The 19,400-nt window shown below is 65.0% G+C and carries 15 protein-coding genes; 9 read left to right on the top strand and 6 right to left on the bottom strand.

Annotated elements, in window-relative coordinates; translation table 11 throughout:
- Positions 1 to 25: 25 nt before the first annotated feature.
- Both FCT00_RS14175 and FCT00_RS14170 read left to right on the top strand, forming a co-directional pair.
- Positions 26 to 2,011, top strand: coding sequence for a glycosyltransferase (locus FCT00_RS14175; protein WP_138423532.1), 1,986 nt, complete (start codon positions 26 to 28; stop codon positions 2,009 to 2,011).
- A 100-nt stretch (positions 2,012 to 2,111) separates the two neighbouring features.
- The gene (locus tag FCT00_RS14170; RefSeq protein ID WP_138423531.1) at positions 2,112 to 2,861 is read left to right on the top strand and encodes a sulfotransferase family 2 domain-containing protein; all 750 of its coding nucleotides are present in this window, start codon (positions 2,112 to 2,114) and stop codon (positions 2,859 to 2,861) included.
- Between the two features lie 3 nt (positions 2,862 to 2,864).
- Here the strand turns inward: FCT00_RS14170 and FCT00_RS14165 are convergent, their stop codons facing one another.
- From FCT00_RS14165 to FCT00_RS14150, 4 genes are all read right to left on the bottom strand, one after another.
- On the bottom strand, positions 2,865 to 3,803 hold the full coding sequence (locus tag FCT00_RS14165; RefSeq protein WP_138423530.1) for a bifunctional riboflavin kinase/FAD synthetase: 939 nt from the start codon (positions 3,801 to 3,803) through the stop codon (positions 2,865 to 2,867).
- A gap of 210 nt (positions 3,804 to 4,013) precedes the next feature.
- Positions 4,014 to 7,106: a valine--tRNA ligase gene (locus FCT00_RS14160; RefSeq protein ID WP_138423529.1), complete on the bottom strand. Its 3,093-nt coding sequence runs from the start codon at positions 7,104 to 7,106 to the stop codon at positions 4,014 to 4,016.
- A gap of 234 nt (positions 7,107 to 7,340) precedes the next feature.
- Entirely contained in the window at positions 7,341 to 8,969 is a 1,629-nt protein-coding gene (locus FCT00_RS14155; RefSeq protein ID WP_138423528.1) for an alpha-D-glucose phosphate-specific phosphoglucomutase, read from the bottom strand.
- 17 nt (positions 8,970 to 8,986) lie between these two features.
- Positions 8,987 to 9,418 (bottom strand): Lrp/AsnC family transcriptional regulator, encoded by a 432-nt coding sequence (locus tag FCT00_RS14150; protein WP_138423527.1) that lies wholly within the window; start codon positions 9,416 to 9,418, stop codon positions 8,987 to 8,989.
- 117 nt (positions 9,419 to 9,535) lie between these two features.
- On the opposite strand from FCT00_RS14150, the gene FCT00_RS14145 reads away from it, so the two are divergent.
- From FCT00_RS14145 to FCT00_RS14135, 3 genes are read left to right on the top strand one after another with little or no spacing between them, the layout of a single operon-like run.
- Positions 9,536 to 10,687: a type III PLP-dependent enzyme gene (locus FCT00_RS14145; RefSeq protein WP_171042998.1), complete on the top strand. Its 1,152-nt coding sequence runs from the start codon at positions 9,536 to 9,538 to the stop codon at positions 10,685 to 10,687.
- Between the two features lie 30 nt (positions 10,688 to 10,717).
- On the top strand, positions 10,718 to 13,006 hold the full coding sequence (locus tag FCT00_RS14140; protein ID WP_138423525.1) for a xanthine dehydrogenase family protein molybdopterin-binding subunit: 2,289 nt from the start codon (positions 10,718 to 10,720) through the stop codon (positions 13,004 to 13,006).
- A 16-nt stretch (positions 13,007 to 13,022) separates the two neighbouring features.
- On the top strand, positions 13,023 to 14,135 hold the full coding sequence (locus FCT00_RS14135) for a DUF2235 domain-containing protein (protein ID WP_138423524.1): 1,113 nt from the start codon (positions 13,023 to 13,025) through the stop codon (positions 14,133 to 14,135).
- On the opposite strand, the gene FCT00_RS14130 is transcribed toward FCT00_RS14135, so the two are convergent.
- Both FCT00_RS14130 and FCT00_RS14125 read right to left on the bottom strand, forming a co-directional pair.
- Positions 14,107 to 14,598, bottom strand: coding sequence for a PaaI family thioesterase (locus FCT00_RS14130; protein WP_138423523.1), 492 nt, complete (start codon positions 14,596 to 14,598; stop codon positions 14,107 to 14,109). The genes FCT00_RS14135 and FCT00_RS14130 overlap by 29 nt on opposite strands.
- Positions 14,599 to 14,670: 72 nt before the next feature.
- Positions 14,671 to 15,123, bottom strand: coding sequence for a hypothetical protein (locus FCT00_RS14125; RefSeq protein WP_138423522.1), 453 nt, complete (start codon positions 15,121 to 15,123; stop codon positions 14,671 to 14,673).
- Between the two features lie 211 nt (positions 15,124 to 15,334).
- On the opposite strand from FCT00_RS14125, the gene groES reads away from it, so the two are divergent.
- The 4 genes from groES to FCT00_RS14105 all read left to right on the top strand — a co-directional run bounded on the left by groES (position 15,335) and on the right by FCT00_RS14105 (position 19,373).
- Positions 15,335 to 15,622: a co-chaperone GroES gene (gene groES, locus FCT00_RS14120; RefSeq protein ID WP_040884603.1), complete on the top strand. Its 288-nt coding sequence runs from the start codon at positions 15,335 to 15,337 to the stop codon at positions 15,620 to 15,622.
- A 33-nt stretch (positions 15,623 to 15,655) separates the two neighbouring features.
- Complete coding sequence (gene groL / locus FCT00_RS14115; protein ID WP_040884601.1) at positions 15,656 to 17,293, top strand: chaperonin GroEL; 1,638 nt, start codon at positions 15,656 to 15,658, stop codon at positions 17,291 to 17,293.
- A 209-nt stretch (positions 17,294 to 17,502) separates the two neighbouring features.
- Positions 17,503 to 18,630, top strand: coding sequence for a polymer-forming cytoskeletal protein (locus FCT00_RS14110; protein ID WP_138423521.1), 1,128 nt, complete (start codon positions 17,503 to 17,505; stop codon positions 18,628 to 18,630).
- Positions 18,630 to 19,373: an alpha/beta fold hydrolase gene (locus FCT00_RS14105; protein WP_138423520.1), complete on the top strand. Its 744-nt coding sequence runs from the start codon at positions 18,630 to 18,632 to the stop codon at positions 19,371 to 19,373. The genes FCT00_RS14110 and FCT00_RS14105 overlap by 1 nt, the downstream gene beginning before the upstream one ends.
- Positions 19,374 to 19,400: the final 27 nt, after the last annotated feature.

The raw sequence follows: 19,400 nt of genomic DNA, 5'->3' as shown, positions 1-19,400 counted from the left end.
GAGTCATCTCATCGGGCTTTGACATTTGGATATTCTGAACATTCTGACACGGGTGCGGTCGCGTGGCGCCGCGTTCAATATCAGTGGGCTTCGGCTTCTCGACGACACCGAAACGCAACCGCGCGGGGCACGGACGACCGCGCAGCCGCAGACGGTTACGACGCCTCTTCCCCGGATCAGGCCCGAAGGACGACCGGGTATCAGCCTCGTCTCCTGCGTGCGCAATCGGATCGACAACCTGAGCGAAGCGGTGAAAACCTGGATCGCGCTCGACGAACTCGACGAAATCCTGATCGTTGACTGGTCGTCGGACGAACCCGTCGCCCGCGCACTGGCCCGCCGCCGCATCCGCGACAAACGCCTGCGGATCGTGCGTGTCGAGGGGGAGGACAAGTGGACCCTGTCCTATGCCTATAACGTGGGCTTCCGGCTTTCGCGTCACGACCGGATCGTCAAGGCCGACGCGGATATTCAGATCGAGCGGGAATTTTTCGCGCGCAACCCCTTGCCGGACAAGGGGTTCGTCGCGGGCAACTGGCGGCGCGTGCCCGAGGATCAGGCCCATACCAACGGTTTCTTCTATATCGACCGCGCGCATCTGGCCCGTGTCGGCGGTTTCAACGAATTCATCACGTCCTACGGCTGGGACGACGACGATCTTTATCGGCGTCTGGACGAGGGTGGGCTGACGCGCATCGACGTGGACCCGATCACGATCCATCACCTGCCGCATGGCGACGCCGAGCGTCTGGACCGCGACGTTGCCCCGGCAGGTGATACGGCGCTCGACCAGATCCGGCATGACCCGCATTTCGGCATCCGCCGCAACCAGCATCTCGTCGAACTCATGCCGATGTGGCGCTCGCACCTCGCGCCGCTGCCGATGTCGCATACCGTCGCCTCGGACGGGACGGAAACGCTCGAACGTCGCGCGCCGCATCCGAATGCCGTGCCGCCCTTCGTGAACCAGCGGGTCGACGATTCCGCGCTTCGGGTCATGGCGTCGTGGCGGTTCGGGCCGGGGGTGCTTGGCCTGGACGAAACCGCGCTGACACGCCTGCTGGCAAGGCCCGCCGCATCCATCACCGCCGAGACGGTGAGCGAAGCCCTCGCGTTGCAGGAGGCCGCGCTGCGCGACAACCCGTCGCCCGCCTATGTGCCCCACCGCACGCGGCTGTTCATCGACACCCAGCACGGCCTCGGCAACCGCCTGCGCGCCATGGCCTCGGCCGCCACCATCGCCGATGCGACGGGGCGCGAACTGGTCGTTGTCTGGCACCCCGACCACCATTGCGAAGCGCGTCTGACCGACCTTTTCGACTATGACGGCGCGGTGATCGAAGACAGCTTCATCGACGACGCCACCCGACTGGGCGCCCATGTCTACAACTACATGGAGATCGAGGAGGGCGCTGAAAAGAACGTGCCTGTGGACCTGAAATGGTCCGGCGACATCTATGCCCGCTCGGCCTTCGTCTTGAACTGCGAGGTCGCGAATTGGGAGGCCGAGAACGCCTTACTGCGCGCCATGACCCCCGCGGCGCATGTCCGCGATCTGGTCGCCGGGGTCCGCGCACCGAACGATGTCTCGGTCCACGTGCGGATGGTCGGCGGCGCGAAAGACGCGCATCTCAGCTACGAATCCGGGGAGGAGTGGAATGCCGAAAGTCAGGCGACCATCGGGTTCTGGCGCGAGAAAAGCCATTTCTCGGCTTTCCTCAAGCGGGTGGAGGCGCTTCGGGCCGAGGGCGAGGCCGACCGGATCTTCGTCGCCGCCGACTCGCCCGAGGCCTATCGCGCCTTCACCGACACTTTCGGCGAAAAGGTCGCCTACCTTCACCGCGATCTCTACGACCGCTCGCCCGACCAACTGGCCTATGCTCTGGCAGATGCGATCCTGCTGGGTCGCGCGCCGCGCCTGCTTGGCTCGACCTGGAGTTCCTTTACCGAGCTTGCCCTCCGGCTGGCGCCCGCAAGGCCGGTGCAGGAAATGAGCGGAAAGGATTTCTGATGCTTCTCGCCAACCAAAGGGTCATGCGGCCCACCCGGATGGACCGGTCCACGCACCCGCGCTACCATGGGGCAACCGCCCCGGCACCGGAGGGCTCGCCATGCTGACCCCCGTCGCGGACCGTCGTGTCCGCCACCTCAAACCGCCCGCGTTCATCCATCTGTTTAAGGCGGCGGGCACGTCGATCCAGATCCAGATGCGCACGGTTCTGGGAACCGACGCGGTGCCCAAGATCAACGATTCCCGCAGCTTCGTCGCCGATGTCGGGGCCGCGCTCGACGATCCTTCGGTCGAAATCATCTGCGGCCACTTTTCGTTCGCGCGGATCAATCAAGCCTATCTCGCGGCCAACAAGGGCTCGCCCGTCTGCTTCACCTTCCTGCGCGACCCGGTGGACCGTCTGGTGTCGAGCTACAATTACTTTCGCGAAACGGCGGGCGAGAAATGGCACGATCAGGCCGCCGCCATGAGCCTTGACGATTTCGCGCTGTTCCTGCTCGACAACGATCCACGCGCGATCTGCAATCACCAGTGTCAGGAATTGTCCGCCGACCATACCCCGACCTTCGCCGCCGCCCGCGCCAATATCGAAGCGCATTTCGCCTTCGTCGGCAGCGTCGATGAGATGGAGGCCGCCAATCGCGTCGCGCAGGACTGGCTCGGCCTCAGATGGGATGCGGGCAAGCGGCTGAACGTGTCGAGCCACGGGGTCACTCGCCGGCGCCTGTCGCCCACGGTGCGCGCGCGTGTCGCGGCGGCCACCGCCGAGGATCAGGAACTCATCGCCTTCATCCGCGATCGCGGCTGTTTCGTGGGGCAGGCGGCCGAACGGACCGCGAAAAGCGCCTGACGATCAGGTCGCGGCCAGCACCGCGCGCGCCTTGGCGCAGTCGTCGTCCATCTGTTCGATGAGCGCGTCGAGGCTGTCGAACCGTTCCTCGGGCCTGAGATAATCGACCAGCGCGACCGAAATGTGCTCGCCGTAAAGATCGCCTTTGAAGTCGAACAGGAAGGTTTCGATGTTGGGAAGGTTCTCGCCGAAGGTGGGCCGCACGCCGATCGACGCGGCCCCGCCGTATTCCCCCGCATGGGGGCCGGTCAGCACGTCGGCCTTGACCGCGTAGACCCCGAACCTGGGCGGGTGCAGCCCGGCGATGGACATGTTGATCGTCGGATAGCCCAGATCGCGCCCCCGCTGATCGCCGCGCACGACAGTGCCGTCGATCCGGTGCCAATGCCCCAGCATTCGCGCCGCATCGCGGGGCCGACCCTCGCTCAGCGCCTGGCGGATCGCGGTCGACGAGATTTCGACGTCGTCGTCATGCATCAGCGGCGCGACGGTCACGCCGAACCCCATCTCTCGCCCCAGCGCGACAAGCGTGTCGACATTGCCCGCGCGCTTCGCCCCGAAGTGGAAATCCGCCCCGACCACGACGTGCCTCAGGCCGAGCCCATCGACGATGACCCGACGGGCGAAGTCCTCGGGCGTGAGCGCCGAGAGCGTGTCGTTGAAAGTAAGTTCATACAGCTTTTCGACGCCCAGCCAGTCCAGCCGGTTCGCCCGCGCTTCGGCATTCATAAGCCGGAACGGATCGCCGCCGGGCGCGAAATACTCACGCGGATGCGGCTCGAACGTCATCACGCCGAGCGACGCGCTCAAGGCCGCCGCCTCGCGCCGCGCGATGTCGATGACGAACTGATGGCCCCGATGCACGCCGTCGAAATTCCCGATGGCCACCGAAGCGCCCCGGTCCTGCTGTTCGACGAACTGAAAATCCCGAATGATCCGCATATGTTGGGAGTAGCCGCGCCGTGCGTGCCCCGCAAGCCGCAAAAGGCGCACGGCTTGCCCCTTCTCTGTTTCCTAAAACCTTCGGGGGGCGCGCGAAGCGCGCGGGGGCAGACAGCCCCCTCGCACCTCACCGCCGACCCGATCCGGCGAGGTCGCCGCCCGCGAGCGTAGCGCGCCACCGCGACGGGGCGTCAGCCCCGGCGCAATCCTTCAGCTCAGTTCCGACAGCCGCGCCAGCGCCTCGCGCAGCTTGGCGGCCTCGTCCTCGCGGGCGTCGAGGTTGCCTTGCGCCTCGGCCACCACATCCTCGGGGGCGTTCTCGGCAAACTTCGGATTGTTCAGACGGCCCTTCAGCCCCCCGATCTCCTTCTCGAGCTTGCCGATGCTCTTCTCCAGCCGCGCCTTTTCCTCGTCCACGTCGATGATGTCCGCGAGCGGCAGGGCGAAGGTGCCGCCCTCGACCGGGATGGTCACGCAGCCCTTGGGCAGGTCGGCCATCTCGGTCACGCTGTCGATCCGCGCGAGCTTGAAGATCAGTGTCTCGTTGGTGGCGAAGGCGGCCCGACCCGCGGCGTCGAGATCGCGCAGGATCATCGGGATCTTGAGCCCCGCCGGCACGTGCATCTGGGCGCGGGCCGAGCGCACGTCTTCGATCAGCTTCACGACCCAGTTCATCTCCCGGTCCGCATCCGCGTCGATCAGGCCGGCGCCGTATGTCGGCCAGTCCTGATGGACGAGCAGCGTGTCGCGCGTGGCGATCTGGCCCCAGAGCTCTTCGGTGATGAAGGGCATGATCGGGTGCAGCAGGATCAGGCACTGGTCGATGACCCAGGCCATCGTCGCCCGGGTTTCGGCCACGACCGCCGCATCATCGGATGCCAGAAGCGGCTTGGCGAATTCCAGATACCAGTCGCAGACCTTACCCCAGACATAGGCGTAAAGCCCGTTGGCCGCGTCGTTGAAGCGGTAGGCGGTGATCGCCTCGTCCACCAGTTCGCGCACCCGCGCGGTCTCGCCCACGATCCACTTGTTCACGGTCGCGTTCACGCTGGCCGGATCGAACCCCGGCACCGGCTTGCAATCGTTCATCTCTGCGAACCGCGCCGCGTTCCACAGCTTGGTGCCGAAGTTGCGGTAGCCCTTGATCCGCTCTTCCGACAGCTTCAGCACGCCGCCGATCGCCGCCATCGAGGCGTTGGTGAACCGCAGCGCATCCGCGCCGTATTCGTCGATGATTTCCAGCGGGTCGATGACGTTCCCGGTCGTCTTCGACATCTTCTTGCCCTTCTCGTCACGCACGAGCTGGTGAAGGTAGACGGTGTGGAACGGCTCTTTTTCGACCACGGCAAGCTGCATCATCATCATGCGCGCGACCCAGAAGAACAGGATGTCGAAGCCCGTGACCAGAACGTCCGTGGGGAAATACTTCGCCAGTTCCGGCGTCTCTTCGGGCCAGCCCAGCGTCCCGATGGGCCACAGCCCGGACGAGAACCAGGTGTCCAGCACGTCGGGGTCGCGCCAGACCGGATAGACCAGCTTGGAGGGGTCCTGATCGACGGTATAGGTGGCGAGCGTTTCGGCCAGCACGTCGATGGCCTCTTTCTTGTCGGCCACTTCGACGATGCGCATGTGGCTGATCGGAACCGGCGTGTCCGCGATCTCGTCCATGAAGGCATCGACGACGCCGTCGAAGCTTTCGGCGGCGTGATGCACCTCGCCCCGGTGGACGAGGCCGCCCATCAGCACCTTGAGCATTTCGATCTCGTCCAGATCGCCGTCGGCGCTGACATAATCCTCATAGGACAGGTCGAGCCCGTACCAGACCGGGATCTGATGCCCCCACCAAAGCTGGCGCGAAATGCACCACGGTTCGATGTTTTCGAGCCAGTGGTAATAGGTCTTCTCGCCGCTTTCGGGGATGATCTTGGTGCGCCCCTCGCGCACCGCGTCCAGCGCCGGGCCGACGACCTTTTCGGCGTCCACGAACCACTGGTCGGTCAGCATCGGCTCGATGACCACTTTCGAGCGGTCCCCGAACGGCTGCATGATCGGCTTGTTCTCGACGTAAGGCACCGTCTCGCCTTCGTCGTTGGTCGTCGTGACCGCCAGCCCCTCGGCATTGATCTGCTCGACGACGCGCTCGCGTGCCTCGAACCGGTCCAGACCGCGCAGATCGTCGGGGACGAGGTTCAGGGTATCGACTTCGGCCCCGGTGAAAGCCGCGCCGTTCGCGATCTCCTGCGCGCGGGTCGCACAGGTTGCATAATCCTCGCCATCCGCGCGCATCTGCCCGGCCATATCCATGAGCCGGTACATCGGGATGCCGCCGCGCGTGGCGACGCCGTAGTCGTTGAAGTCATGCGCGCCGGTGATCTTGACCGCGCCCGAGCCGAAGGTCGGGTCCGGGTAGTCGTCGGTGATGATCGGGATCAGGCGGCGATGCTCTTTCGGCCCGACCGGAATTTCGCACAGCTTGCCCACGATAGGCGCGTAGCGTTCATCCTTGGGATGGACCGCGACCGCACCGTCGCCCAACATAGTTTCGGGCCGGGTCGTGGCGATGGAGATATAGTCGCGCTCTTCGGTGAGCACGACGTTCCCGTCCTCGTCTTTCTCGACGTATGTATAGGTCTCGCCGCCCGCGAGCGGGTATTTGAAGTGCCACATGTGGCCCTGCACTTCGATGTTCTCGACCTCCAGATCGGAAATCGCGGTTTCGAAATGCGGGTCCCAGTTCACCAGCCGCTTGCCGCGATAGATGAAGCCTTTCTGATACATATCGAGAAAGACCTTGATGACCGCGTCATGGAAGTTTGGCGAGTTCTCGTGCCCGGTGCGCGGGTCGCCATCGGCCCCGGCCATGGTAAAGGCGTTGCGATCCCAGTCGCAGGAGGCGCCGAGGCGTTTGAGCTGTTCGACGATGGTGCCGCCGTATTGCCCCTTCCACTCCCACACCTTGTCGAGGAACGCCTCGCGCCCAAGTTCCCGGCGCGAGGGCTGTTGCGTGGCGGCCAGCATCTTTTCGACCTGAAGCTGCGTGGCGATGCCTGCGTGGTCCTGACCGGGCTGCCACAGCGTGTCGAACCCGCGCATCCGGTGCCAGCGCACGAGGATGTCCTGAAGCGTGTTGTTGAACGCATGGCCCACGTGCAGCGCGCCCGTCACGTTGGGCGGCGGGATCATCACGGTGAAGGTCTCATCGCGCGAGGCATTGGCACCGGCGGCAAAGGCTTTCGCCTCTTCCCACTGTGCGGAAATACGCGGCTCGGCGGTCTTGGCGTCGAAGGTCTTGTCCATGGCCATGGGTTCATCCCCGTTCTTGGGTGGCTTCGGTCGCAGGCGTGATAGCGGCTGGCGCGGCCAAGGGGAAGGCGGCGTTGCCAAATTGTGCGGGCTGGCGCCCGCGCTGCTTTGTGGTGCCTGTGGGCTTGGCAGCGCGATCAGCCGGGTGGCGGCAGAGGCGTTGGCCGTGGGCTCACCTCAACGGCGGCAGGTAAGGCTGCGCGTCGGCGCGGGATATTCCGCGCCGGAAGGTGCTCAGGTGATGACATCCGGGGCGTCACGCCCGGTGCGTTTTTCAAGCTCCGCGATCTGATCCGCCGCGCGCGCCACCCGTTCGAGCGCCTTTTGCGCGTCTTGGGCGAGGTTGCCGGCGGGTTCTTCGTGGTTTTCAAGGTAGAGCCGGATCGTCGCGCCCTGCGTGCCGGTGCCGGAGAGGCGCAGAACGGCGCGCGCGCCGCCTTCGAAATTCAGAATGATCCCCTGTGCCGTGGCGCGCGAGCCGTCGACCGGGTCGGTATAGTCGAAATCCTGAGCTTCGATTACGGTGAGGCCTGCGAAGCTTTTGCCCGGCAGCGTTTCCAGCCGGCCGCGCAGGTCGTCCATCAGCGTGTTCGCCACGTCGCTGTCCACCGCCTCATAGTCGTGGCGCGAGTAATAGGTGCGGCCGTATTCGGCCCAGTGATCGTCCATGATCTCCTGCACCGACTGTTTGCGGGCGGCGATGATGTTCAGCCACATGAGCACGGCCCAGAGCCCGTCTTTCTCGCGCACGTGGTTCGATCCGGTGCCGGCGCTTTCCTCGCCGCAGATCGTGGCGCGGCCCGCGTCGAGGAGGGTGCCGAAGAACTTCCACCCCGTCGGGGTCTGATGCGCTTCGACGCCGAGTTTCGCGGCCACCCGGTCCGCCGCGCCCGAGGTCGGCATGGAGCGGGCGATGCCCGCGATGCCGCCTGCATAGCCGGGGGCGAGGTGGGCATTGGCCGCGATCACGGCGAGGCTGTCGGAGGGCGTGACGTAGATGCCGCGCCCCATAATCATGTTGCGGTCGCCGTCCCCGTCCGAGGCCGCGCCGAAATCGGGGCCGTCCGGGTCCATCAGGTGATCGACGAGATCCTTGGCCCAGACCGGGTTCGGGTCCGGGTGGCCGCCGCCGAAATCGGGCGAGGGGCGGCGGTTCACGACGCTGCCGTGCGGTGCGCCGAGACGCCGTTCGAGGATCTCGGCCGCGTAAGGCCCGGTGATCGCGTGCATCGCGTCGAATCGCAGCGTGAAGCCGCGCGAGATCAGGTCGCGGATCGCATCGAAGTCGATCAGCGTCTCCATGAGCGCCGCGTAGTCGGCCACCGGGTCGATGACCTCGATTTCCATGTCGCCCAGTGCGAAGCGCCCCTCTTCGGTGATGGAGGGGGCGTCGTCCTGCGCGATGTGGTATTCTGTAAGCGTTTTCGTCTGCTCGTAGATCGCGTTGGTGATCGCCTCGGGCGCGGGGCCGCCGTTGGGGATGTTGTATTTCAGGCCGAAGTCGCCCTTGGGGCCGCCCGGATTGTGGCTTGCGGAGAGGATGAAGCCGCCATCGGTTTCGTACTTGCGGATGAGGTGGGAGGCGGCCGGGGTCGAGAGCAATCCGCCGCGCCCGACGATGACCTTTTTCACGCCGTTCGCAGCCGCCATCCGTAGCATCTTGGCGATGGCCACATCGTTGAAGTAGCGCCCGTCGCCGCCGATGACATAGGTCTTGCCCGCCGGTTCGACCACGTTGAACATCGACTGGACGTAGTTTTGCAGGAAATCGGGCTGCGAAAAGACCTCGGTTGTCTTGCGCAGGCCCGAGGTGCCGGGCTTCTGTCCGTCGATCGGTCGGGTGGCGCGCGTCTTGATCTGCATGGTCCTGAAATTCCCTGTCAGCCCGAGCGTTGGATCTTTGTAGACAGGTGTATCAACGTCTCTGACCCTTTTACACCGTCAATCTCGCCGATGACGTCCAGCGTGCGGTCCAGCGCCGCCGTTGTGGGCGCGGCGAGCGTCAGCACCAGATCGGCGCGGCCAGAGGCGGTGTGCGCCGCCTCGACCTCGGGCATCCGGTCGAGCCGTTTCACGACCGCAGGCGTCGCGCGCGGGTCGAGCGACAGAAGGACGGTCGCCCGGATCTGACCGGCCCGCACCGCGTCGCCCAGCCTGAGAGCGTAACCCGCGATCACGCCGGTTCGTTCCAGCCGTTCGAGCCGGGCCTGCACGGTCGAGCGGGCGAGACCGAGGTCACGGGCGAGCGTGGCCACTGGGGTGCGGGCATCCTCGCCGAGCCGGGCGAGGAGGTGGCGGTCGGTTTCGTCCATCTGTCGGCCTTTTCGTCGTTATGACGGAAGAAAACCACGAAACGCCCGATGTGTCGCTATGAATCGACGGAATTCGGCCCCACGCTTTTGGGTAGAAAAGCGAACAGGGGCAACGACATGAGCAGGTATTCCCGCATCTGGGCGACAGAGATCGACCATCTGCGCGCCACCACGCCGGATCATCCGGTTCTGTATTTCTCGCCTGAAACGCTGGCCGAGACCGCGCGGCGGTTTCGCGAGGGGTTTCCGGGGCTGGTGACCTATGCGGTCAAGGCGAACGACAATCCCGGCGTGATCGACACGCTGGCGCAGGCCGGGGTGACCAGTTTCGACGTGGCGTCGCCTGCCGAGATCGCACTGGTGCGCGAGGTCGTGCCCTTCGCCACGCTGCATTACAACAATCCGGTGCGCAGCTTTCCCGAGATCGAGGCGGCGGTCGCGGCCGGCGTCGCGTCCTATTCCATCGATGGGTTCGGAGAGCTGGAGAAACTCAAGGGCCGTGTGCCGCGAGGCGTCGAGGTTTCGGTGCGTCTGGCGCTGCCGGTCAAGGGTGCGGCCTATGATTTCGGGGCCAAGTTCGGGGAGCCGCCCGAGGGTTGCGTCGACCTGCTGCGGGCGGTCGTGGCGGCCGGATACGTGCCCGCGATGACGTTTCACCCCGGCACCCAATGCGAAGATCCGGCGGCCTGGGCGCGTTACATCGAAACCTGCGGCGAGATTTCGCGACAGGCGGGCGTGCCGCTTGCCCGGCTGAACGTCGGCGGAGGCTTTCCCTCCGACCGCGGCACGGGTGCCCGGCTGGAACCGATCTTTGCCGAAATCGCGGGGGCCGTCGCCGGGGCCTTCGGCGACACCCGGCCGCATCTGGTGTGCGAGCCGGGGCGGGCGATGGTGGCCGAGGCATTCTCGCTCGCCGTGCGGGTCAAGGCGATCCGGGGCTGCGGATCGCTGTTTCTCAACGACGGGATTTACGGACTTCTGGCCGAGGTGCCGATCATGGGGCCCTATGGCCGGATGCGCGTCGTCGCGCCGGACGGGACGCCGCGTCGGGGCGCGCCGTCGCCGCGTGTTCTTTACGGGCCGACCTGCGATTCCCTCGACCGGCTGCCGGGCGAGGTGGCCTTGCCCGCGGACGTTTGCGAAGGCGATGTGCTGATATTCGATGGCATGGGGGCCTATTCGACCGCGACCAACACGCGGTTCAACGGGTATGGTGCACATGAAATCGTGACGGTGCGCCGGGGTGGACATCGCGCCACGCAAAGCTAGTGTCACCCGCGTAGTCGCGCGGGAGTCACCATGGAAAAGTTCGGCAAGGCCCAATCCTTCACTCGGCTTGAGGATGTTCGCTTTCTGAAAGGCGAAGGGCGGTATATCGACGATGTCGCACCCGAAAACGCGTATTTCGGATATTTCCTGCGCTCTCAGGTCGCCCATGGCACGATTGCCGAGCTGGGTCTGGACCACGCGCGCGACCTGGACGGTGTCCATCTGATCCTCACCGCCGACGATCTGGAGGCGGCGGGCGTGGCGCTCGATATGTGGTCTTTGCGCATGACCAATGTCGACGGGACCAAGGGCGCGGCACCGAAACGGCCGCCGCTGGCAAAGGGCAAGGTGCGCTTCGTGGGCGAGGCGGTGGCGTTCATCGTGGCCGACAGCATCGACGTGGCCAAGGACGCCGCCGAGATGATCGAACTCGACATCGACGAACTGGACCCGCATCTGGAAATCGCGCCCGGCGGCCCGCTGGTGCATGACGACGTGCCGGACAACCTCGCCTATGACTTCGGGATCGGGGATCGCGACGCGACCGAAACGGCGATTACGGACGCCGCCCATGTGGTGACCTGCGAGGTGGCCGATACGCGGGTCGCCGCCGTGTCGATGGAGCCGCGCGGGGCCTATGCCGAGCCGATCGAGAACGGCCGGATGCATTTCGCGTTTTCGGGTCAGGGTGTCTGGGGCCCCAAGGGCCAGATCGCCAAGGCGCTGGGCATGGACGAGGACGATCTGAAGGTGACGACCCCCGACGTGGGCGGCGGTTTCGGCATGAAGGGGCAGATGTATCCCGAATACATCGTGCTGGTTCATGCCGCGCGCGTGCTGAACCATCCGGTGCGCTGGATCGCCGATCGCTCGGAATCGCTGCTGACCGACAACGCGGGCCGGGCATTGACCCACACCGCGACACTGGCCTTCGATACGGACTTCAGGATCACCGCCTACAAGGTCGAAAGCCTGTCGGACCTCGGCGCCTACAACGGCCAGTTCGGTCAGGGCATTCAGGCGCAATTGTTCTCGCGCGTGCTGACCGGGGTCTATGACATTCAGACCGCGTGGCTGAACACCAAGGGGATCTATACCAACACGGTTCAGGTCGACGCCTATCGCGGGGCGGGGCGGCCCGAGGCGATTTACCTGCTCGAAACGATGATGGACCGCGCCGCGCGCGCGTTGGGCATCGACCCGTGGGATATCCGGCGCCGCAACTTCATCGCGCCCGAAGCCTTCCCCTATGACACGATCGTCGGCGAGACCTATGACGTCGGCGAGTTCAACAAGGTGCTGTCGCGCGTGGCCGACGAGGCCGATCTTCAGGGCTACGCCAAGCGGCATGAGGACAGCGAGAAAGCGGGCAAGCTGCGCGGAATCGGGTTGTGTTACTACATCGAGTCGATCCTCGGTTCGCCCGAAGAGGACGCGACGCTCGAATTCACCGAAGACGGGCGGGCGCTTTTGTATGTCGGGACGCAGTCGAACGGGCAGGGGCATGAAACGGTCTATGCCAAGTTCCTGTCGGACCAGACCGGCATCCCCGTGGACCGGATCGAGATCGTGCAGGGCGACAGCGACCGGATCGCGCGGGGCGGCGGCACCGGGGGGTCACGCTCGGTCACCGTGCAGAACAACGTGACGCTTCAGACGGTCGCCAAGGTCGTCGAAGGGTTCAGCGCGTTTCTGGCCGAGGTCGAAGAGGTCGCGGTCGAGGATGTGAGCTTCGATGACGAGGTGTTCCGCATCAAGGGGTCGAACCTGACGCCGACGATGCTTGACGCGGCGGCGCTGGCGAAAGCCAAGGGCCGCGACGATCTGCTGCGCACCACCGAGACGGCCAAGCTGCCCGCGCGGTCGTTTCCGAACGGCGCCCATGTGGCCGAGGTCGAGGTGGACCCCGAGACCGGCGTCACCCGTCTGGATCGCTACACCGTGACGGATGACTTCGGGAACATGATAAACCCGTTGCTCGTTGAAGGTCAGGTGCATGGTGGCGTGGTTCAGGGCATGGGTCAGCTGATGATGGAGCAACTCGTGACGGATGAAGACGGTCAGGTTCTGACCGCCTCGTTCATGGACTATGCCATGCCGCGTGCCGACAACACGCCGTTCATGAAATTCACCACCGAACCCGTGCCCTCGACCGCCAACGTCATGGGGATGAAGGGCTGCGGCGAGGCGGGCACGGTCGGGTCGATGGCCGCTATCGGCAACGCGATCACCGATGCGCTGTGGCAGCGCGGTGTGCGCGATCCGCAGATGCCCTATACGCCCCTGCGCGTCTGGCAGATGCTGAGGGACGCCGAGTGATGGTTCCGGTGCGGTCATGTCGCTGAAGACCCGCCTCAACCGGGCGCTTCACGGGCTGACCGACGGCGGGTTCACCCGCTTTCGTAAATGGCTGCGCGGCCGGGTGCTGTCGGCCAGCGCCGACACGCCGGCACGCGAACCCGTCACCCATGTCATTGTACTCGATGGCACCATGTCCTCGCTCGATCCGGGGGAAGAGACCAACGCGGGCCTCGTCTATCGCTTGATGGACGAGGTGCGGCGGTCCGGGCATGGCGCCAAGATCTCGGTCTACTACGAGGCGGGCATCCAGTGGCGCGGGTGGAAATCGGCGTGGACGGTCGCGACCGGAAAGGGGATCAACCGGCAGATCAGGCGGGCCTACGGCGTGCTGGCAAGCCGGTATCGTCCGGGCGACAAGATCTATCTCTTCGGGTATTCGCGGGGCGCCTTCGCGGTCCGGTCGCTGTCCGGCCTGATCGGGCGAGTCGGGCTTTTGAAGGCCGAACATGCGACCGAGCGCAACGTGTTGCAGGCCTATCGCCATTACGAGGCCGAAGAGATCAGCGACGCCTCGCGCGCGTTTTCTCAGGCCTATTGTCACGAAAGCACGACCATCGAGATGATCGGCGTCTGGGATACGGTGAAGGCGCTGGGCCTGACCTGGCCGCTGATCTGGCGGCTCTACGAGAACAAGCACAAGTTCCACGACGCGAACCTCGATCGCCACGTGCTGCACGGCTATCACGCGCTGGCGCGGGACGAGACGCGGTCGGCCTATGAACCGCTCATCTGGGAGACGACGGGGGAATATCCGGGCCGGGTCGAACAGGTCTGGTTCCCCGGCAGCCACGGCGACGTGGGCGGGCAGATCGGCACGTTCAAGGCGGCGCGCCCCCGGTCTTTCGTGTCTTTGCACTGGATGCTGGGCAGGGCGGAAGCGGTCGGGCTGACGTTGCCCGAAGGCTGGCGCGCGCGGTTCCCGCCGAACCCGGACGCGCCGTCGATGGGCACGTTTCACGGCTGGGGAAAAATCTTCGTCCTGCGCGCGAAACGCAAACGGGGCCGCGATCCTTCGGAGCGGGACTGGGACCCCGAGATGCCGGACCCGATCGACCCGATCACGCCCGAGGCGACGCAATCTGCATGACGATGCAGGTGGTCGATCCGGTGGCATAGAGCTTGCCGTCCGCGACCCCACGGATTTCGCCGTTCGCGACGCCGGTGGAGCGGCCGCTGTGCTGGGTGGTGCCGATCGCCTCGATCTCGGTGCCGAGAGGGATCGGGCGCACGATGTTGATCTTGTATTCGAGCGTCGTATAGGTCGACCCTTGGGGCACCGTGGTCATCACCGCGCAGGCCATGCAACTGTCCAGCAGCGTGCCATACCAGCCGCCATGCACCGTGCCCATCGGGTTGCAGAAGTCGAAGGTCGGGGTGCCGCGAAACACCACGCGGCCCGCGTCGACCGCGTGCAGTTCATAGCCGAGGGTGGCGCCGATGGGCGGGCCAGGCAGGTCGCCCGACAGGATACCGCGCATGTAGTCGAGGCCCGACATCGACAGGGCCTTGTCGGGGGTCACGAGGTCTTCGATCCGGGTTGCGCGGTTCATGGGCGGTCCTCCTCGGCACAACCTTTCGGGATCGGATCATGCGGGCAAGTCTGACGTGGGGTCGCGACCCGGTCATTCGTCCGGGAAGGTGCCCAGATCGGATTTCACGATATGGTCAATCAGGATCGGCACCACGCCGTTCAGGCTTTGCTGTCCGATGAAGTTCGCGCCTGCCTCGCGCAGGACCGCCATGATCGGCTGGCCGTCCCATTCGATCATGCCGCGCAGGTCCATACGGGCGTTGCCATAACAGCCGCCGCCCGAGCGTTCGGCGTCGATGAAAAGGTGCAGGGTCGTCTTGGCGTCGTCGCCTTCGGTGAAAGCGATCCCCTGACCTTCCAGCGCCGCCTTGGCGATCCCCGCCGCGTCGGCGGCCGATGTCCAGCATCCGTCCTCGGCGGCGTCCTCATAGGAAAAGCCGACCGGGCTGATGTTGGCCTTGGTATAGGGGTGAACCTCTTCGTTCTGGGCGAAAGCGGGCAGGGCGAGGGCCGTGAGGCCGGCAAAAATAAGAACAATTTTCATTGGGCAAATCCGTTCGGGTTGAATGTCCTGCCCAGTTTCCATAGGTCTCGTGCCGCATGTCAATCGCGGGGGCCTTCCCTTTGCAGGTGCAGCGAAAATTTTTCGCACACGACACGTTGACAGGTCCGTTTCACACCCCTAGCTATGCGCCGTTAGCACTCACCCCCGGTGAGTGCTAATACCGGACAACGAGAGTTGAGGAGCCTCTGAAATGGCATTTACTCCCCTGCATGACCGCGTGCTCGTCGAGCGCGTCGAAAGCGAAGAAAAGACCGCTGGCGGCCTGATCATCCCCGACAGCGCAAAAGAAAAGCCCGCTGAAGGCGTGGTCGTGGCCGTTGGCGCCGGCGCCAAGGACGAAGATGGCGACCGCATTTCGATGGACGTCAAAGAAGGCGACAAGATCCTGTTCGGCAAATGGTCGGGCACCGAGATCACGCTCGACGGCAAGGAAATGCTGATCATGAAAGAATCCGACATCATGGGCATCATCGCCTGATCGTCGGACCCGGATATTCAAGGATAGGAGCTAATCATGGCTAAGGACGTCAAGTTCGATACCGATGCCCGCAACGCGATGCTGCGCGGCGTCAACACGCTCGCCAACGCTGTCAAAGTGACCCTCGGCCCCAAGGGTCGTAACGTGGTCCTCGACAAGTCGTTCGGTGCCCCCCGCATCACCAAGGACGGTGTGTCTGTCGCCAAAGAGATCGAGCTGGAAGACAAGTTCGAGAACATGGGCGCGCAGATGGTCAAGGAAGTGGCCAGCCGCACCAACGACGAAGCCGGTGACGGCACCACGACCGCCACGGTTCTGGCTCAGGCCATCGTGACCGAAGGGATGAAATCGGTTGCCGCCGGCATGAACCCGATGGACCTCAAGCGCGGCATCGACCTCGCCACCACGAAAGTCGTGGAAGCGATCCAGGCGGCTGCCCGCCCGGTCAACGATTCCGACGAAGTCGCTCAGGTCGGCACCATTTCGGCCAACGGCGAAACCGCCATCGGCCGCTTCATCGCAGACGCGATGCAGAAAGTGGGCAACGAGGGTGTCATCACCGTCGAAGAGAACAAGGGCATGGAAACCGAAGTGGATGTCGTCGAAGGCATGCAGTTCGACCGTGGCTACCTGTCGCCCTACTTCGTCACCAACGCCGACAAGATGATCGCCGAGCTGGATGACTGTTTCATCCTGCTGCACGAGAAGAAGCTGTCGTCGCTTCAGCCGATGGTTCCGCTGCTCGAGCAGGTGATCCAGTCGCAGAAGCCGCTGCTCATCATCGCCGAGGACGTGGAAGGCGAAGCCCTCGCCACGCTCGTCGTGAACAAGCTGCGCGGCGGTTTGAAAATCGCTGCCGTCAAGGCTCCGGGCTTCGGCGATCGCCGCAAGGCCATGCTTCAGGACATCGCCGTTCTGACCGGCGGTCAGGTGATCTCGGAAGACCTCGGCATGAAGCTCGAGAATGTCACGATGGACATGCTCGGCACCGCGAAGACGATCAACATCTCGAAAGAAGAGACCACCATCGTCGACGGCGCTGGCGACAAGGCCGAGATCGAAGCCCGCGTGGCCCAGATCCGCACCCAGATCGAAGAAACCTCGTCGGACTACGACCGTGAGAAGCTGCAGGAACGCGTGGCCAAACTGGCTGGCGGTGTTGCCGTGATCAAGGTCGGCGGCATGACCGAAGTCGAAGTGAAAGAGCGCAAGGACCGTGTGGACGATGCTCTGAACGCGACCCGCGCTGCCGTGCAGGAAGGCGTGATCGTGGGCGGCGGTGTCGCTCTGGTTCAGGGCGCCAAGGCGCTTGACGGTCTGGAAGGCGCGAACAGCGACCAGAACGCCGGTATCGCCATCGTGCGCCGCGCGCTGGAAGCCCCGCTGCGTCAGATCGCCGAGAACGCCGGTGTCGACGGTGCCGTTGTCGCGGGCAAGATCCGCGAAAGCGACGACGTCAAGTTCGGCTTCAACGCACAGACCGAAGAATATGGCGACATGTTCAAGTTCGGCGTCATCGACCCGGCCAAAGTGGTTCGCACCGCTCTGGAAGACGCGGCCTCGATCGCTGGCCTGCTCATCACCACCGAAGCGATGGTGGCGGACAAGCCGGAAGAAAAAGGCGCCGGCGGCGGCATGCCCGACATGGGCGGCATGGGCGGCATGATGTAAGACGTTTTTCCGCTCAAGCGGAAAAGCGGCTCGCGAGAGGTGTGCGGCGCTGGGCGCCGTGCACCGGAAGCGTCCAGACTGATTTCGGAAAGGGCCGGGCACTCGCTCGGCCCTTTTTCGTTGCGCTGCGTCATTTTCGCGGACGTCTTAAAACCGTCATCGGCAATGCCTATGTGAAGGCGTGTAACATTCAGCACGGGGGACAGACCATGCTTAGACAATTCATTCTTCTGGCGGCCATCGCTTTGGCGACGCCCGCGGTCGCGCAGGACGGCGGCAGTTTCACGCTGGGCGGCGACGCTTATCAGGCCGGGCGCACGGTGGACGTGGGCGGCACGGTGGACGGCGACCTGTTCGCAGCGGGCAACCGGGTCGAGGTCGACGGCGAAGTGACCGGCACGGTTCACGCCGCAGGCCGCGTGGTCGCGCTCGACGGTGCGGTGGGCGGCAACGTCTATGCCGCCGGTATGGACGTTGAGGTCGACGGGCCGGTGGCGGGCAATGTCACCGCCATGGGCAACTCGGTCACGCTGGACGACGAGATCGCGGGAAACGTGCGCGCCATGGGCGGTGACGTCACCGTGGGCGGCACCATCGCGGGCAGCGCCATTCTTGGCGGCGAAGCCATCGTCGTGGATGGCGAAATCGCGGGCGACCTGTCGATTGCCGGGGCCAATGTGGACTGGGGCGATGCCGCCACGGTCGGCGGCACGATCCTGTATTATGCCGAGGATGCGGACGATGTGAACGTGCCCGAAAGTGTGGCCCCCGCCGAACGTGTCGAGTTCCGGTCGATGGAAGGCTGGGAAGACGACATCGAGGAAGCGACCGAACAGGCCCGGCCCGGCTTTTGGGCCAAGCTTTCGGGCCTCTTCGGTGGTGTGATTCTGACGACGCTGGTGGCCACGCTTGTCGCCGCTCTCGCGCCGAACTTCACCATGACGCTGCGCGAAGGTGCGCTCGCCTCGCCGCTCAGGAGCCTTTGGATCGGTGCGCTGGGGCTGTCGGCGGCCATCGGCTCGACCGTGGTGCTCGCCATGACCGGGATCGGCATCTTCATCGCGCCGCTCGCCATCGCTCTGGCGGTCGCGCTGGGCTTCATCGGCTACGTGATCGGCGCGTATCTGCTGGGGGTCTGGGCCGTGGACGCGGTGGGGCAGGGCCTGCCGGACAGCACGCTCGACCGGGCCATCGCCGCCTTCGTCGGTGCCGCGATCCTCGCCCTTGTCGTGCTGATCCCGTTCATCGGCTGGCTCGCGGTCTTTGCCGTGCTGCTGATCGGCGTCGGGGGCCTGATGATCCGGCTGTTCGGCCCGCGCTTCTACGCGGAGGCCTGATGACACGGCTCGCCACCCTTGCCCTGATCCTGTCCGCGCTGGCCCTGCCGGCGCGGGCAGAGTGCGTTGTGCTTCTGCATGGCCTCGCCCGCACGCCCAACTCCATGCTGGTCATGGAAGAGGCGCTGACCGAAGCCGGGTATCAGGTGGTGAATCAGGACTATCCGTCGACCGAGGCGCCGATCGCGCAGCTGGTCGAAGAGGCCGTGCCGCCCGCCGTCGCCGCCTGCGGCGACCAGAAGGTGCATTTCGTGACGCACAGTCTGGGCGGTATCCTCGTCCGGGCCTGGCTCGAGGACAATCGCCCGAACGACATGGGCCGCGTGGTCATGTTGGCCCCGCCCAACCAAGGGTCCGAGATCGTTGACCGTTTCGCGGATTTCGAACCTTACGGCTGGCTCATGGGGCCGGCCGGTCTGCAACTCGGCACCGGGCCGGACGCGACGCCGAACCGGCTGGGCCTGCCGCAGTTCGAGCTTGGCGTTATCGCAGGCAACCGTTCGCTGAACCCGATCCTGTCGTCGATGCTGGCGGGCGAGGACGATGGAAAGGTCACGGTGGACAGCACGCGGATCACGGGCATGGCGGATCATATCGTGCTGCCGGTCACGCACACGTTCATCATGTCGAACCCCACGGTCATCGCGCAGGTACTGCTGTTTCTGGAAAACGGGGCCTTCGATCACGACATGACCTTCGTCGATGCGGTCGAAGAGATCGTGGACGAGATCGAGAACAACTGAACACCCCGTCGCTTGACCGCCATGACG

The sequence above is a fragment of the Maritimibacter alexandrii genome (genome assembly GCF_005871115.1).
Lineage (GTDB): Bacteria > Pseudomonadota > Alphaproteobacteria > Rhodobacterales > Rhodobacteraceae > Maritimibacter > Maritimibacter alkaliphilus.
This window is presented reverse-complemented; position numbering and strand designations above follow the sequence as displayed.

Coding starts and splice junctions, on each gene's coding strand:
- FCT00_RS14170 (WP_138423531.1), top strand. CDS start 2,112: ATGCTGACCCCCGTCGCGGACCGTCGTGTCCGCCACCTCAAACCGCCC.
- FCT00_RS14165 (WP_138423530.1), bottom strand. CDS start 3,803: ATGCGGATCATTCGGGATTTTCAGTTCGTCGAACAGCAGGACCGGGGC.
- FCT00_RS14160 (WP_138423529.1), bottom strand. CDS start 7,106: ATGGCCATGGACAAGACCTTCGACGCCAAGACCGCCGAGCCGCGTATT.
- FCT00_RS14155 (WP_138423528.1), bottom strand. CDS start 8,969: ATGCAGATCAAGACGCGCGCCACCCGACCGATCGACGGACAGAAGCCC.
- FCT00_RS14150 (WP_138423527.1), bottom strand. CDS start 9,418: ATGGACGAAACCGACCGCCACCTCCTCGCCCGGCTCGGCGAGGATGCC.
- FCT00_RS14145 (WP_171042998.1), top strand. CDS start 9,536: ATGAGCAGGTATTCCCGCATCTGGGCGACAGAGATCGACCATCTGCGC.
- FCT00_RS14140 (WP_138423525.1), top strand. CDS start 10,718: ATGGAAAAGTTCGGCAAGGCCCAATCCTTCACTCGGCTTGAGGATGTT.
- FCT00_RS14135 (WP_138423524.1), top strand. CDS start 13,023: ATGTCGCTGAAGACCCGCCTCAACCGGGCGCTTCACGGGCTGACCGAC.
- FCT00_RS14130 (WP_138423523.1), bottom strand. CDS start 14,598: ATGAACCGCGCAACCCGGATCGAAGACCTCGTGACCCCCGACAAGGCC.
- FCT00_RS14125 (WP_138423522.1), bottom strand. CDS start 15,123: ATGAAAATTGTTCTTATTTTTGCCGGCCTCACGGCCCTCGCCCTGCCC.
- groES (WP_040884603.1), top strand. CDS start 15,335: ATGGCATTTACTCCCCTGCATGACCGCGTGCTCGTCGAGCGCGTCGAA.
- FCT00_RS14110 (WP_138423521.1), top strand. CDS start 17,503: ATGCTTAGACAATTCATTCTTCTGGCGGCCATCGCTTTGGCGACGCCC.
- FCT00_RS14105 (WP_138423520.1), top strand. CDS start 18,630: ATGACACGGCTCGCCACCCTTGCCCTGATCCTGTCCGCGCTGGCCCTG.